This window comes from Kitasatospora sp. NPDC059577, from assembly GCF_042735475.1.
Taxonomy (GTDB): domain Bacteria; phylum Actinomycetota; class Actinomycetes; order Streptomycetales; family Streptomycetaceae; genus Kitasatospora.
Genome location: NZ_JBHWBZ010000056.1, coordinates 1,667 through 16,129, shown reverse-complemented (window position 1 = coordinate 16,129; position 14,463 = coordinate 1,667). Strand labels below are relative to the sequence as shown.

11 protein-coding genes are annotated in these 14,463 nt (G+C 74.4%); 5 read left to right on the top strand and 6 right to left on the bottom strand.

The window, feature by feature from the left end:
• The first annotated feature begins 162 nt into the window (after positions 1-162).
• Positions 163-3,459, top strand: a complete 3,297-nt coding sequence (locus ACFV0O_RS32075) for a sacsin N-terminal ATP-binding-like domain-containing protein (RefSeq protein ID WP_380347282.1) — start codon at positions 163-165, stop codon at positions 3,457-3,459.
• 2 nt (positions 3,460-3,461) lie between these two features.
• Here ACFV0O_RS32075 and ACFV0O_RS32070 read toward each other — a convergent pair whose 3' ends face one another.
• The 3 genes from ACFV0O_RS32070 to ACFV0O_RS32060 form a co-directional block, all read right to left on the bottom strand.
• A complete protein-coding gene (locus tag ACFV0O_RS32070; protein WP_360257176.1) occupies positions 3,462-3,671 on the bottom strand; it encodes a hypothetical protein in 210 nt (69 codons plus the stop codon).
• Positions 3,672-3,825: 154 nt separating this feature from the next.
• A complete protein-coding gene (locus ACFV0O_RS32065) occupies positions 3,826-6,324 on the bottom strand; it encodes an HAD-IC family P-type ATPase (RefSeq protein ID WP_380347281.1) in 2,499 nt (832 codons plus the stop codon).
• Between the two features lie 52 nt (positions 6,325-6,376).
• Positions 6,377-6,679: a DUF2530 domain-containing protein gene (locus ACFV0O_RS32060; RefSeq protein ID WP_380347280.1), complete on the bottom strand. Its 303-nt coding sequence runs from the start codon at positions 6,677-6,679 to the stop codon at positions 6,377-6,379.
• A gap of 230 nt (positions 6,680-6,909) precedes the next feature.
• Here ACFV0O_RS32060 and ACFV0O_RS32055 point away from each other — a divergent pair, with 230 nt between their 5' ends.
• Positions 6,910-8,370 (top strand): NCS2 family permease, encoded by a 1,461-nt coding sequence (locus ACFV0O_RS32055; RefSeq protein WP_380347279.1) that lies wholly within the window; start codon positions 6,910-6,912, stop codon positions 8,368-8,370.
• 273 nt (positions 8,371-8,643) lie between these two features.
• Here ACFV0O_RS32055 and ACFV0O_RS32050 read toward each other — a convergent pair whose 3' ends face one another.
• Positions 8,644-9,093 carry a VOC family protein gene (locus ACFV0O_RS32050; RefSeq protein ID WP_380347278.1) on the bottom strand — a complete coding sequence of 150 codons (450 nt, stop codon included), beginning with the start codon at positions 9,091-9,093 and terminating at the stop codon, positions 8,644-8,646.
• 131 nt (positions 9,094-9,224) lie between these two features.
• On the opposite strand from ACFV0O_RS32050, the gene ACFV0O_RS32045 reads away from it, so the two are divergent.
• Together ACFV0O_RS32045 and ACFV0O_RS32040 are read left to right on the top strand one after the other, a co-directional pair.
• On the top strand, positions 9,225-10,148 hold the full coding sequence (locus ACFV0O_RS32045) for a DUF4231 domain-containing protein (protein WP_380347277.1): 924 nt from the start codon (positions 9,225-9,227) through the stop codon (positions 10,146-10,148).
• A 218-nt stretch (positions 10,149-10,366) separates the two neighbouring features.
• Positions 10,367-12,079: a hydrogenase maturation protein gene (locus tag ACFV0O_RS32040; protein WP_380347276.1), complete on the top strand. Its 1,713-nt coding sequence runs from the start codon at positions 10,367-10,369 to the stop codon at positions 12,077-12,079.
• Between the two features lie 96 nt (positions 12,080-12,175).
• Here ACFV0O_RS32040 and ACFV0O_RS32035 read toward each other — a convergent pair whose 3' ends face one another.
• A complete protein-coding gene (locus ACFV0O_RS32035; RefSeq protein ID WP_380347275.1) occupies positions 12,176-13,024 on the bottom strand; it encodes an MHYT domain-containing protein in 849 nt (282 codons plus the stop codon).
• Positions 13,025-13,319: 295 nt separating this feature from the next.
• A complete protein-coding gene (locus ACFV0O_RS32030) occupies positions 13,320-13,751 on the bottom strand; it encodes a VOC family protein (protein ID WP_380347274.1) in 432 nt (143 codons plus the stop codon).
• Between the two features lie 123 nt (positions 13,752-13,874).
• Here ACFV0O_RS32030 and ACFV0O_RS32025 point away from each other — a divergent pair, with 123 nt between their 5' ends.
• Positions 13,875-14,309: a MarR family winged helix-turn-helix transcriptional regulator gene (locus tag ACFV0O_RS32025; RefSeq protein WP_030235202.1), complete on the top strand. Its 435-nt coding sequence runs from the start codon at positions 13,875-13,877 to the stop codon at positions 14,307-14,309.
• Positions 14,310-14,463 lie beyond the last annotated feature (154 nt).

Genomic DNA, 14,463 nt, shown 5'->3' with positions numbered 1-14,463 from the left:
TCCCCGTCATTTCCGGTCGCTCCCGGCGCCGGCACCGCGCGCGGTCGCCGGTCGGCGACGCCGCCGGTGCGACGGTCGCCGCGGGGGTCGTGGTCGGGAGCAGTCGGTGGGGCAGGGAAGAATGCCCTACGACGTACAGGGCGGCGGAAGGTGGCAGGTCCCGTGGAACCTCGGATCATCGGCAGCGGCACGGACGAGCACCCCGCGGACTCCTTCGGGACCGCCGCGCTGCGGCACCGGGTGCTGGACGCCTGGGCCGCCTCGCCGGCCCGGTTCCGGGAGGACGCCAACGCCGAGGAGGAGCTCGCGCTCGGCGGCTACCGCGACCGCCTGGTGGTCGAGTTGGCGCAGAACGCGGCCGACGCGGCGGTCCGCGCCGGCCGCGGCCCCGGACGGCTGCGGCTGACCCTCGCCGACGGCGTGCTCGCCGCCGCCAACACCGGCGCCCCGCTGGACGCGGCCGCCGTCGAGTCGCTGTCCACCCTGCGCGCCTCCTCCAAGCGCGGCGAGCAGCCCGCCGTCGGCCGGTTCGGGGTCGGTTTCGCCGCCGTCCTCGCGGTCACCGACGAGCCCGCCGTGCTGAGCGCCACCGGCGGGGTGCGCTGGTCGCTCGGCGAGGCCAGGTCGCTCGCCGAGGCGCAGTCCGCGCTGACCGACGAACTGCGTCGCCGGGACGGCCACGTGCCCTTGCTGCGGCTGCCGTTCGCGGCCGAGGGCCCGGCCCCCGACGGCTACGACACCGTGGTCGTGCTGCCGATGCGGGACGCCTCAGCCGAGGACCTGACCCGCCGTCTGCTGGCCGGGATCGACGACGCGCTGCTGCTCACCCTGCCCGGCCTCGCCGAGGTCGTGGTGGAGACCCCGGACGGCACCCGGACGCTCACCCGGGCCGCCGCCGAGACCCGCCCGGACGGCGTCACCGAAGTCACCGTCACCGACGACGCGGGCGGGCGGCTGCGGCGGACGCTCTGGCAGACCGCCGGCGCCTCCGGCAGCCTGGACGCCGAACTGCTGGTCGACCGGCCCACCGAGGAGCGCGCCCGCCCGTACTGGACGGTGACCTGGGCCGTCCCGGTCGGCGCGGACGGCGCCCCGCAGCAGCCCGGCATCGCGTCCGTGCTGCACGCACCGACCCCCAGCGACGAGCCGATCGGCCTGCCCGCGCTGCTGATCGCCTCCTACCCGCTGGACTCCACCCGCCGGCACGTCGCGCCCGGCCCGCTGTCCGACTTCCTCACCGAGCGCGCCGCCGACAGCTACGCCGACCTGCTGCGCGCCCGCGGCGCCGACCTCGGCTCGCTCGGCCTCGTCCCCGGGCCGCTCGGCCAGGGCGCGCTGGACAACGCGCTGCGCGCCGCGGTGCTGTCCCGGCTGCCCGGCACGCCGTTCCTGCCGCACCCGGCACCGGTCGAGGTGGGCACGCCCGCGCTGCGGCCCCGGGACGCGACGCTGCTGGAGGGCGCGGACGGCTCGGTGGTCGAGGCACTCGCGCCGATCTTCCCCGGGCTGCTGCCCGCCGGCCTGGAGCGCCGCACCGAGCTGCGGGTGCTGAACGTGCGCCGGGTGCCGCTGGCCGAGGTGGTGGACCAGCTCGGCGGCCTCGACCGCGAGCCCGGCTGGTGGCGCAACCTGTACGCGGCGCTCGGCGGGGCGGACCCGGAGGCGCTCGGCGCGCTGCCCGTGCCGCTCGCGGACGGCCGGACGGTGACCGGGCCGCGGCGCGTCCTGCTGCCCTCCGGGGACGCCGACTGGGCGGCCTTCCCCGGCTACCCGGAGTCGCTGGCCGGCGCCCTGGCCGCGCTCGACCTGCGGCTGGCCCACCCCGAGGCCGCCCACCCGCTGCTGGCCAAGCTCGGCGCCGGCACCGCCACCCCGGCCGGGGTGCTGGACACCCCCGAGGTGCGGGCCGCCGTCGCCCGCTCCTACGAGCTGGCCGAGGACGACCTGGACGCGGCGCTGGAACTCGCCGACGCCGTCCTGGCCCTGGTGAAGGCCGCCGCCCCGGAGCCGGGCGCGCACCCCTGGCTGGCCCGGCTGGCACTGCTGGACGACGAGGGCGAGCCGGCCCGCGCGGGCGAACTGGTGCTGCCCGGCAGCCCGTTCGCCACGCTCGCGCGCGAGGAGGACGCCGGCTGGGTGGACGACGAGCTGCTGGAGCGCTGGGGGTCCGAGGTGCTCGCCGCGGTCGGTGTGCTGGCCGACTTCGTGCTGGTGCGCGCCGAGGACGTGGTGCTCGACCCGGACGACCTGGAACGGCTCGACCCCACCGTCCCCGCCGACCGGGCGGCCGGAGGCCACCCCACCGGCCTGCTGGACGAGGCACCGGACGGGTTCGCCGACTGGGCCGAGGACGCGCTGGAGGCCCTGCAGGCCGACGAGGCGGTCGGCGTCCCGCCGGTGGCCGCCGAGCTGCTCGCCGTGCGCGACCTCGACCTGGTGGACGACGACGCCTGGCCCGAGGCGCTCGCCGCGCTGGCCCGACCGCCGTACCGGGACGCCGTGGTCAACCCGGTCCGCACCCTGCTGCCGGACGGCACGTACGCCGACCTGCCGCCGTACACCGCGTGGTGGCTGCGCGACCACCCGGTGCTGGCGGGCCGCGAGCCCGCCGGGCTGCGCGCCGCCGGGGCCGACCCGCTGCTGCGCGGCCTCTACGACGAGGCGCGGACCACCCTGGACGACCAGTTCCTGCACGCGCTCGGGGTGCGCACCACGCTCGCCGCGCTGCTCGCCGAACCGCACGGACCGGACGAGGTCCTGGACCGGATGACCGACCCGGCGGTCGACCTCGGCCACCGCCAACTGCACGGCCTGCACACCGCGCTGGCCCGCGTGGAGCGCGAGCGGATCGAACCGCTGGACGTGGTGCGGGCGCTGCCGCCGCTGGACCCGGCCACCGGTCGCCGGCCGGCCCACACCGTGGTGGTGGACGCCACCGAGGCGGTCGTCGCCGACGCCCCCGACCTGGTCCAGCTGCTGCACCCGTACCCGCTGCTGCCGGTCGCCCCGGCGCTCGCGGCCGACCTCGCCGAGCGGCTGCACGTGTCGCTGGCCAGCGAGGTGGCCGGCGGCCGGGTGCTCTCCGAGGGCGTGCTGCACCGCGTCCCGGCCGTGGTGCGCGAACTGCTGCCCGGCTGCCCGGTCGCGTACGAGGAGCACGAGGAGCTGCTGGTCGTCGGACCGGACGGCGACGAGGCCGCGGTGGACTGGCGGTGGGACACCGGCGCGGACGCCCCGGAGCCGCCGTACGACCCGGAGCAGGCCGAGGCCGACGACGAGGACGACGAGTTCGAGGTCCCGCCGGTGGCCGGCCTGCTGCACGCGGCCACCCCGGAGGGCCTCGCGGCCGGGCTCGCCTGGTCGGTCGGGCAGTGGCACCGGCGCTTCGAGGTGCTGGCCGCGCTCAGCGAGCCCGACCGGGCGTACGAGCTGTCGGCGGCCCGGGACTTCGAGGGCTGAACTCAGCGGGCGCGGGCCCGGAGACGGCCGTAGACGGTGACGGCGACGGTCAGCCAGACCGCCCCCAGGGTCACCAGCGCGGCTCCCCGCAGCGCGGGCGTCGGTCTGATCGCCAGGCCGATGCCCGCCATCGCCAGTGCGGTCAGCCCGACCGCCAGCAGCCCGGCCAGGAAGGCGATGAACGCCTCCAGGTCCCCACCCTTGCGCGCCATTCGGCACCCCCTCCCGGGGCCCATCATCGGGGTTCGGTGCGGGGGCTGTCACTCATCCGGCGGCGCGTGTCACTCCGTACGGCTCAACCGGTGGGTCTCGACCGGTGCGTCTCGACCGGCCGCGTCTCGCCGTGGGCGGCTCACCCCGGGTCGCTCACTCCATGCCGTGGCGCTTCAGGTAGCGCCAGGTGATCTCCAGGGCGATGCCGCAGACCAGGGCGATGGCGACGCCGATCAGCGGGTCGCGGACGCCGACCAGGGAGAGCTCGAAGAAGTCGGACAGCGCCGGGACCACCAGGACCAGGGCGAACGCTCCGCCCATGGTGGCGATCAGCAGCAGCCGCCACCAGGTGTACGGGCGGGCGACGATGGCGAGGACCCAGATGGCGATCAGGAAGAGCGTCAGGGTGGCCACGCTGGTGTCGGCCTTGAGGTCGGTCGCGTGGTCGGTGCGGGCCAGCGTGTAGGCGACGAAGGTGCCGGTCCCCGCGATGACGCCGGCGGGGACGGCGAGCCGCAGCACGCGTTTCACGAAGCCGGTGCGGGCCCGCTCGTTGTTGGGGGCGAGGGCCAGGAAGAACGCCGGGATACCGATGGTCAGTGAGGACAGCACGGTGGAGTGCCGGGGCAGGAACGGGTACGGCGAGTGGGTGAAGATCACCAGCAGCGCCAGGAGCACCGAGTAGACCGTCTTCACCAGGAAGAGCGACGCGACCCGCTCGATGTTGCCGATCACCCGGCGGCCCTCGGCGACGACCGACGGCAGGGTCGCGAAGGAGTCGTTCAGCAGCACGATCTGGGCGACCGCCTTGGTCGCGTCGGATCCGGTGCCCATCGCCACGCCGATGTCGGCGTCCTTGAGCGCCAGCACGTCGTTGACGCCGTCGCCGGTCATCGCCACGGTGTGGCCGCGGGACTGCAGCGCCCCGACCAGCAGGCGCTTCTGCTGCGGGGTGACCCGGCCGAACACGCTGGTCCGGTCGGCGGTCTCGGCGAGCTCCTCGGGGTCGGTCGGCAGGGTGCGGGCGTCCAGCGGGCGGTCGGCGCCCGGCAGACCCAGGTGGCCGGCTACCGCGCCGACCGAGACCGCCGCGTCGCCCGAGATGACCTTGGCCCGGACCTGCTGGCCCTCGAAGTACCGCAGGGTCTCGGCGGCGTCGCCGCGCAGCCGCTGCTGCAGCACCACCAGCGCGAGCGGGATGAGCCCGGCCGCCGGGTCGGGGGAGTCCAGCGGGACGGGCGAGCGGCCGAGCAGCAGCACCCGCAGGCCCCGCGCGCCCAGCTCGTCCACCTCGGCCAGCGCCGGGTGCCCGGCGGGCAGCAGCACGTCGGGGGCGCCGAGCAGCCAGCTGGCCTCGCCGCCCTGCGGCTCCAGCAGTTGCACGCCGCTCCACTTGCGCGCCGAGGAGAACGGCATCGCCTCGAGGACCCGCCAGCCCTTGCGGCCCGCGGCGGCGCCCGGCACGCCGCCCGGGGACGCGCCCGGTGAGCCGTCGCCGTCGTCGCCGCGGCCGTACGCGTCGATGACCGCCTGCATCGACGGGTTGGGGCGGGCGTCGGCGCCGGCCATCAGGGCGAGCGCGTGCTTGACGGTGGCCGGGTCGACGGCGGCGGGTTCCCCGTCGGAGAGCACCCGCAGGTCGATCACGTCCATGCCGCCCTCGGTGAGGGTGCCGGTCTTGTCGAGGCAGACGGTGTCGACCCGGGCCAGTCCCTCGATCGCCGGGAGCTCCTGGACCAGGCACTGCTTGCGGCCGAGCCGGATCACGCCGATCGCGAAGGCCACCGACGTCAGCAGCACCAGCCCCTCCGGGACCATCGGGACGATGCCGGCCACCATCCGCCGCACGGCCTCGCGCCAGTCCCGGCCCTCGACGGCCAGCTGGCTGATGATCAGGCCGATCGCGGTGGGGATCAGCAGGTAGGTGATGAACCGCAGGATGCTGTCGATGCCGCTGCGCAGCTCCGACCTCACCAGGGTGAACTTGCTGGCCTCCTCGGCGAGCTGCGCCGCGTAGGCCTGGCGGCCGACCTTGGTGGCGGTGAACGCGCCCGCGCCGGCCACCACGAAGCTGCCGGACATCACCTGGTCGCCGGGCTGCTTGAGGACGGGGTCGGGCTCGCCGGTGAGCAGCGACTCGTCGATCTCCAGGCCGTCCGCCTCGGTGACCTCGCCGTCCACGATCACCTTGTCGCCGATGCCGAGCAGCACGGTGTCGTCGAGGACGATCTCGGAGACGCCGATCTGCTGGGCGGCGCCGTCCCGGCGGACCTGCGGGCGGGCCTCGCCGATCAGGGCCAGGCTGTCCAGGGTCTTCTTGGCGCGCAGCTCCTGGATGATGCCGATCGCCGTGTTGGCGACGATGACCAGGCCGAACAGGCCGTCCTGGATCGGGCCGACCACCAGGATGATGCCGAACATCACGCCGATGATCGCGTTGAAGCGGGTGAAGACGTTGGCCCGGACGATCTCCCGGGTGGAGCGGCTGGAGCGGACCGGGACGTCGTTGACCTGTCCCTTCACGACCCGCTCGGCGACCTCGGCGACGGTCAGGCCCCCGCGCCGGCCGGGCAGCAGCCCGAGGGGGTGGGCCCCGTCCGGATGGTCTCCGCCGGTCGGCCGCTCTTCCGCTGGCTGGGCAGGCTGCGTCATGGCACCGACTCTACGGGCGCCTTATGTCCGATGCGTGCTACTAAAGGACCGTTCAGTCCGACCGGGTGGCCGGGTCCTGACCGTTGTCGTCCACCGTCCGCCCGTCCGCCCCGGTGGCGCGGCTGCGGGCGATCGCGTCCCGCCGGGCGCGGCAGTACCAGAGGCCGATCAGGCCGAGCAGGCCGCCGGAGAGGCAGATCCACGGCCAGGTGCCGTGACCGTGCTCGGAGAGCGTGCCCTGGAAGGGGAGCAGGGCGAGGAAGGCGACGAACCACACCACCGTGCCACCGCCGACGATGGCGACGTCGTTGGCCTCCAGCGGAGGGGGCGAGGGGTGCAGCGGCGTCTTGGGCATGGGGCCTAGCGTACGGTGCGGCGGGGCCCGGACGCCGCGTGGAGGCCGCCGGGCGGACCGGGTGCGGACCGGGCGCGGCCCCGGGTGGGCCCGGGTTGCGACCCCTGCGGGCTCTACGCGCGAAGATAGCGCGTGTGCGATCGGGAAACCATACTTAAAGGTCTGATCCCGGCCACCGTCGCCCCGGGTGTCACCCCCCTCTCCTCAGCTCCCCCACAGAGGACGCACGCATGCCTGTGGTCCAGCCGGCCACCGAGTCGCCCGAACCCGCCGACGCCGCTCCCGAGCCCCCCACCGGTGCGGTCGACCGCTACTTCCGGATCAGCGAGCGCGGCTCCACCCTGCCGCGCGAGATCCGCGGCGGTGTCGCCACGTTCTTCACCATGGCCTACATCCTGGTGCTCAACCCGATCATCCTGGCCAGCGCCACGGACGTGACCGGGGCCCACCTGGACAGCGCCCAGCTGGTCACCGCCACCGCCCTCACCGCGGGTCTCACCACCCTGCTGATGGGCGTGATCGGCAATGTCCCGATCGGCCTGGCCGCCGGCCTCGGCGTCAACACCATCGTGGCGCTCCAGCTCGCTCCGAAGATGACCTGGCCGGACGCCATGGGCATGGTCGTGCTGGCCGGTTTCGCGATCATGCTGCTGGTCGCCACCGGGCTGCGGGAGCGGGTCATGAACGCCGTCCCGCTCGGCCTGCGCAAGGCCATCGCGATCGGCATCGGCCTGTTCATCACCCTGGTCGGCCTGGTCGACTCCGGCTTCGTCAGCCGCATCCCGGACGCCGCGCACACCACCGTCCCGCTGCAGCTCGGCGGCAACGGGCACCTGCTCGGCTTCCCCGTCCTGGTCTTCGTCGTCGGCCTGCTGCTCACCCTGATCCTGGTGATCCGCAAGGTGCCCGGCGCGATCCTGATCAGCATCGCGGTCTCCACCGCGCTCGCCGTGGTGATCGACAAGGTGGCCGACGTCCCGGCGCTCAAGTGGGGCCTCACCGTTCCGACCTGGCCGGGCAACCCGGTCGCCGCACCGGACTTCGGGCTGGTCGGCAAGGTCAGCCTGTTCGGCGGTTTCGAGAAGGTCGGCGTGCTGACCGGCGTGCTGTTCGTCTTCACCGTGCTGATGTCGTGCTTCTTCGACGCGATGGGCACCATCCTCGGCGTGGCCGACGAGGCCCACCTGCTGGACGAGAAGGGCGACCTGCCGGGCATCAACCGGATCCTGATGGTCGACGGCATCGCCACCGCGGCCGGCGGCGCCACCTCCGCCTCGGCCAACACCTGCTTCGTCGAGTCCACCGCCGGCGTCGGCGAGGGCGCCCGCACGGGCTTCGCCTCGATCGTCACCGGCCTGCTCTTCGTGGTGGCGCTCTTCCTCACCCCGCTCGCCACCATGGTCCCCGCCCAGGCCGCCACCCCGGCCCTGGTCACGGTCGGCTTCCTGATCCTGGCCAACTCGATCAAGGAGATCGACTGGGCCGACTACACGATCGCGATCCCGGCCTTCCTGACCATCGTGATGATGCCGTTCACCTACAGCATCACCAACGGCATCGGCTTCGGCTTCATCGCCTTCTGCGTCCTGCGCCTGGCCGTCGGCCGCGGCCGCAGCGTGCCGGTCCCGCTGTACGCGGTGGCGGCGGTGTTCGCCTTCTACTACCTGATGCCGGCCTTCGGACTGCTCTGACGCCGTACGGTCCCCGACGCCGTACGCCGCGGGGGGGGCGCCCCCCCCCGGGGGGGGGGGGGCCCCGCGGGGGGGGGCCCCCGGGGGACGCTGTTGCCGGCCGGGCGCAGTGGACGCAGAACACCTTGGCCACCCCGTCCCCCCCCCGCCGCGCGCCCGCCCCCCCCCGCCGCGCCCCCCCCCCCCCCCCCGCGCGCCCCCCCCGCCCCCCGGGGGGGGGGGCCCCCCCCCGCGCCGTGTTCCGGGCCGGGCGGACGGTGTTCCGGGCCGGTCTCAGTGGACGCAGAACTCGTTGCCCTCCGGGTCCCGCATGACGGTCCACGCGCCGCCCGGCTCCGCGACGTCCCGCAGGACGGTGGCGCCGAGGGCTTCGAGGCGGGTGACGGTGGCGGCGCGCCCGCCCGGGCCGGGGTGGAGGTCCAGGTGCAGGCGGTTCTTGGCCTGCTTGGGCTCGGGGACGGCCTGGAACAGGATGCGGCGGCCGAGGCCGGTGTCGGAGTCCGGGTCGTACGGGTCCTCGGGGTGGCGGACGGCGGCCAGCGTGCGCCAGGCGGCGTGGCCGTCCACCTCGGTGGTGGCGTCCGGGCCGACCGCGCCGGCGGCCAGCAGCCGGGTGACCAGCGGGCCGTGGTCCTCCAGTGCGTACTCCAGGGCGGCGGCCCAGAACGCGGCCTGGCGGTGCGGGTCGGCGCAGTCGATGACGAGCTTCCAGTGCAGCGGCATGCAACCGGTTGTATCGGTGACCCGTCCGACGGGCAATCGCCGGCAGTCGGAAGGTGTCAAAAAGGTGCCTGTGTAGCCCAGTTGGCGGCGGGAATACTGGCTGGACGGAGAAGGGGGAGGGGACTCGACCGATGGTGCAACAGGATCCGCCCGGGGGTGTCGAGGCGCAGTTGCTGCCGGAGCTGTTCCGGACGGCGGACAACGCCTCGCTGGAGGGCCAGCGCGAGACGCTGCGCTGGTACCGCGGCCTGATCGCGATGCTGGTGGTCGCCGCGCTGATCGGGTCGTTCCCCGGCCCGGACCACGAGGGCGACTTCGACGTCTGGCCGCTGTTCTCGGTGGCCGCCTTCCTGGTCGCCGGCTACTTCTGGTCCCGGCTGCGCCGCAGCAACCCGCAGGGCCGCTGGTACGAGGCCCGGGCGGCGGCCGAGTCGGTCAAGACGCTGGCCTGGAAGTACACCGTCCGGGCCCGCCCGTTCGACGGCGAGGCGGAGTCCGCGGACGTCGACCGCGGCTACCTGCTGCAGGTCGAGGACGTCATGCGGGCCTTCGAGGACCCGGAGATCGTGCCTCCGGACACCGTCGCCGAGATCACCCCGGAGATGCGGCGGCTGCGCGCCGAGAGCCTGACCGCCCGGCGCACCCTCTACCTGCGCACCCGGGTCGAGGGCCAGCGCACCTGGTACCGCTCCCGGGCGGAGTCCTGCGACTCGCAGGCGGTCTCCTGGGGGCTCGGCATCGCGGCGCTGATCATCCTCGGTGCGGCGGCCGCCATCGCCCAGGCCACCGGTGCGCTGCAGGTGCACGTCTTCGGGGCCAGCTCGGCCGCGGCCGCGGCGATCATCGCCTGGACGCAGCTCAAGCAGCTCCGCCCGCTGGCCGCCGCCTACCAGCTGGCCGCGCGCGAACTGGAGAACGTCGGCAACCAGCTCTCCGACCTGGACGTCCGGGCGCCGGACGCCGAGGCGCGCTGGGCCCGGCTGGCCGCCGAGGCGGAGGACGCGGTCTCCCGCGAGCACACCACCTGGCGGGCCCGCCGGGCGTTCCCGCGCTGAGCACCTCGCGACAGCGGGCCCCTGCCGTGCCGCAGGGGCCCGCGCCAGTCCAACTCGGAGAAGGGACTGGGGAGATACCGCGAAGCGCGGGCCACGCCGGGACCACAGGTGTGCGGGGTGCGTGAGGGTAGAGCGGCGAGGTACGGACCGTAATCGTTACGTGTCCATGCCCTGGTTTCATCGCCTCCGCGCGACCCCTGTACCGCCGGAGGCCCCCCTTGCGCATTCTCCTGATCGCCAGCGCGTTCAACAGCCTGACCCAGCGCGTCCACACCGAGCTGCGCGAACGCGGCCACCAGGTCGCCGTGCAACTCGCACTCGGTGACGAGCAGATGAGGGACGGGGTGGCACGCACCGATCCCGAGCTGATCGTCTGCCCGATGCTGACCAAGGCCGTCCCGCGGGACATCTGGTCCACCCGGACCGTCCTGATCGTGCACCCGGGGCCCACCGGCGACCGCGGCCCCTCCTCGCTGGACTGGGCGATCACCGAGGGCGCGGAGCGCTGGGGCGTCACCGTGCTGCAGGCCGTCGAGGAGATGGACGCCGGCGACATCTGGGCGTCCGTCGACTTCCCCGTCCCCGACTGCGGCAAGAGCGAGCTGTACCGGGGCGAGGTCGCCGACGCCGCCGCGGAGGCCGTCCTGCTGGCCGTCCAGCGCTACGAGGGCGGGCTGTTCACCCCCGAACCGCTGGACTACGGCCGGCCCGACGTGCGCGGCGAGCTGCGGCCGCTGCTGCGCCAGGAGGCGCGCCGGATCGACTGGGAGCACGACGACACCGCCACCGTGCTGCGCAAGCTGCGGGCCGCGGACTCCCAGCCCGGCGTGCCGGACGAGCTGTACGGACGCGACTTCTTCCTGCACGGCGGCCACCCCGAGGACGAGCTGCGCGGCCCGGTGCCCGGCGCCGTGCTGGCCACCCGGGACGGAGCGATCTGCCGGGCCACCGCGGACGGCGCGGTGTGGATCCCGCAGCTGCGCCCGCGCCGCACCCCCGGCGGGCCCGCCACCTTCAAACTGCCCGCCGCGACGGTGCTCGCCGACGAGCTGTACCGGGTCCGCGAGGTGCCGGTGAGCCCGGCGTCGGCCGCCCGCCGCGACACCTGGTCGGAGCTGCGCTACCGCGAGGAGGGCGACGTCGGCTACCTCGAATTCGCCTACCCGGGCGGGGCGATGAGCACCGAGCAGTGCCGCCGGCTGCTCGCCGCCTACCGGGAGGCGGCCGACCGGCCCACCTCGGTGCTGGTGCTCGGAGCGCCCCGGGACTTCTACTCCAACGGGATCCAGCTGAACGTCATCCAGGGCTCGGCCTTCCCGGCGCTGGAGTCCTGGGAGAACATCAACGCGATGGACGACTTCGTCGAGGCCGTCCTCACCACGACGGACAAGGTCACCGTCGCGGCCCTCGCCGGGAACGCGGCGGCCGGCGGGCTGATGGCGGCGCTCGCCGCCGACGAGGTGTGGTGCCGCGACTCGGCGGTGCTCAACCCGCACTACCGCCTGATGGGCCTGTACGGCTCCGAGTACTGGACGTACACCCTGCCGAACCGGGTCGGCGCCGAACGGGCCGAGCGGCTCACCACCGAGGCGCTGCCGGTCGGGGCCGAACACGCCCGCCGGATCGGCCTGGTGGACCGCACGTCCGGCGGGGACGCGGCGGAGTTCCGCCGCTGGGTGGTCCGGGAGGCCGCCGGCATCGCCGCCTCACCGGAGCTCACCGGGCGGCTGGTGGACAAGAAGCGCCGCCGCGCCGCCGACGAGGACGCCAAGCCGCTGGCCGAGTACCGGGTGGAGGAACTGCGGCGGATGCACGCCAACTTCTACCGGGCGGGCGAGCCGTACCACGGGCTGCGGCGGGACTTCGTGCACAAGGCGTGCCCGGCGGCCACGCCGGAGCACGTGGCCGGACTGCTCGGGCGGCCCGAGTAGGACGCGCCCGGGCCGCCCGGGCAGGATGCGCGCGCACGGTGACGCCCGGCCGGGGTGGGGGCCCGGCCGGGCGTCCGCTCGCGTGCCGCCCGCCGCTCAGCGCCGGACGTCGGCTCCTCGCAGCCTTTGCTGCGGGACCAGGGGTTCCCGCGGCGGCCGGGGTGCCCGGGGCGCCCGCGGGGGCAGCGGGGCGGCCGGACCGGCCAGCAGGGGCTGCGCGTCGGGGCGGCTCGGGGAGACGGCGAAGGCGAGCGAGCCGAAGAAGACGTAGCAGCCGAGCCCGACCCCGAGCGGGAAGATGAACTGCAGCGCCATCACACCGTCCTGCGTGGAGTGCGAGAAGTCCACCTGGACCGACAGCGCCGCCATGCCCGTGTAGTGCATGGCGCAGACCGCCACGCCCATCACCGGCGCGGCCGCCAGGACGGCGAGCGTGCCCCGGATGTTCAGCGCGGCCCAGAGCGCGGCCGTCGCCGCGACCACGGCGATGGCGACCGAGAGCGCCACCGTCACGTGGTCGTAGCCGAGTTGACCGGGCAGGACCATCGCGGCCATGCCCAGGTAGTGCATCGCGGCGACCCCGAGGCCGGTGGTCAGCCCGCCGATCAGCAGGGCGAGCGCGGGGCGCCGGCGCCAGTACCCGACGGTGAAGAGCCCGACGCCGACGAAGGCGACGGCGACCAGCAGGCTGAGCACGGTCAGCCCCGGCTGGTAGCTGATCTCGACGCCGGTCACGGAGAAACCGAGCATCGCGATGAAGTGCATGGACCAGATTCCGGCGCCGAGCGAGGTGGACGCGAAGAGCAACCAGACGGCCCGGGTGCGGCCCGTCGAGACGAGCGACCAGCGGGCGCTGCGCAGGGCCACGAAGGCGCCGAGGCAGGCGACGAAGTACGAGACCGCCGGTGTCACCCAGCCGTGGTCGGCATGGTGGATCTCACCCAATTGAGCTCCCTGGAGGCGGGGTTGAGGGCGCCAGGGCTGGGGCGGACGCGGGTCGGCCGGGGGCGGCCGGGGAGGGCGTGCGGAAACGGGCACGCGAACGGGTACGGGGTCCGCCGAGGGGAGCCTGGCGTGTGGTGCCCCTGACAACGGGGGAGAGTAGGCCACTGCCCGGCGGTCGCACAATGTTCGTGGTTTTCGTGAAATCCCAGGTCAGGATGGACCTTTACGGCGCCTGCATGATCTTGGCACCAACCCCTGACACCGCCTGCGCACGGCCCCCGGGCCCGTTCGTGCCTTACTCCAACGGCGCTAGCCCGAACGGGTGGCCCGCCGGGTCGATCAGCACCTTGAGCGTGCGCCCGTGCTGGTACGCGGGCTGGGTGGCGCCGAGCGCGAGGGCCTTCGCCGTCGACTCCTCCAGGTCGTCCACGTAGAAGTCGAGGTGGAAGTGCTTGCTCCCGTCCGGCTCCGTCCACGGCTCCGGCCGGTACCCGTTCACCCGCCCGAAGCCCAGCGGGCTGCCGCCCTCGGGGTTGTCGAGGATCGCGAAGTTCTCGTCCACGTGCCGGGTCTCCCACCCCAGCAGCTCGCCGTAGAACGACGCCAGCGCGACCGGGTCGGCGCAGTCGATGGTGACCATGGCGAGCCGGGCGAACCCGGTGTCGCCCTGCCCGGGCTGTCCGGACTGCTCGGACGGCGCGGACTGCTCGGAGACGAGGTCGGACATGGCTGGTCGGCCCTTCTGGGAGTCGAGACCTGAGGCCCATCACCAATATGTCACCGGGCCGAAGCTCCGGCGCGGCGGCGGATCCCATTTTCCTTAGCGAGAGTAATGACGTAAGCTAAAGAGATGCCCGAGATGTCCGAGCAGGACCTCGCAGCGATCAGTCAGCTGCGGTCGTCCACGATGCGCCTCTCCCGACGACTCAAACACCAGCGGGTGGAGGAGTCGCTCAGTCCCACCGAGATGGGAGTGCTGGGCACCCTCGCCCGGTGCGGGAAGGCGACGCCGGGTGAGCTCGCCCGGAAGGAGCACGTACAGCCTCCTTCGATGACCAGGATCGTCGCGATGCTGGAGGAGAAGGGGCTGGTGCGGCGGGAGCCGCACCCCGAGGACCGCCGTCAGGTGGTCGTCAGCAGCACCGAACAGGCCGAGACGATCCTCGCGGAGAGTCGCCGGCGCAGGAACGTCTGGCTCGCCGAGCTCGCCCAGGGGCTCGACGAGGAGGAATGGGCCGTCCTCCGGGAGGCCGCACCCGTGCTCTACAAGCTCGCACACCTCTAGGCACACCGAACCCGGCCGGCCCGGCCGGGACGGACCCCGCGGAGAAGGGACACCGCATCACCGCAGGACCGACCACCGACACCAGGAGCGGGGGGGGGGGGGCGCCCCCCCGCGGCACCCCCCCCGCGCGCGCCCCCACCCCCCCCCCCCCCCC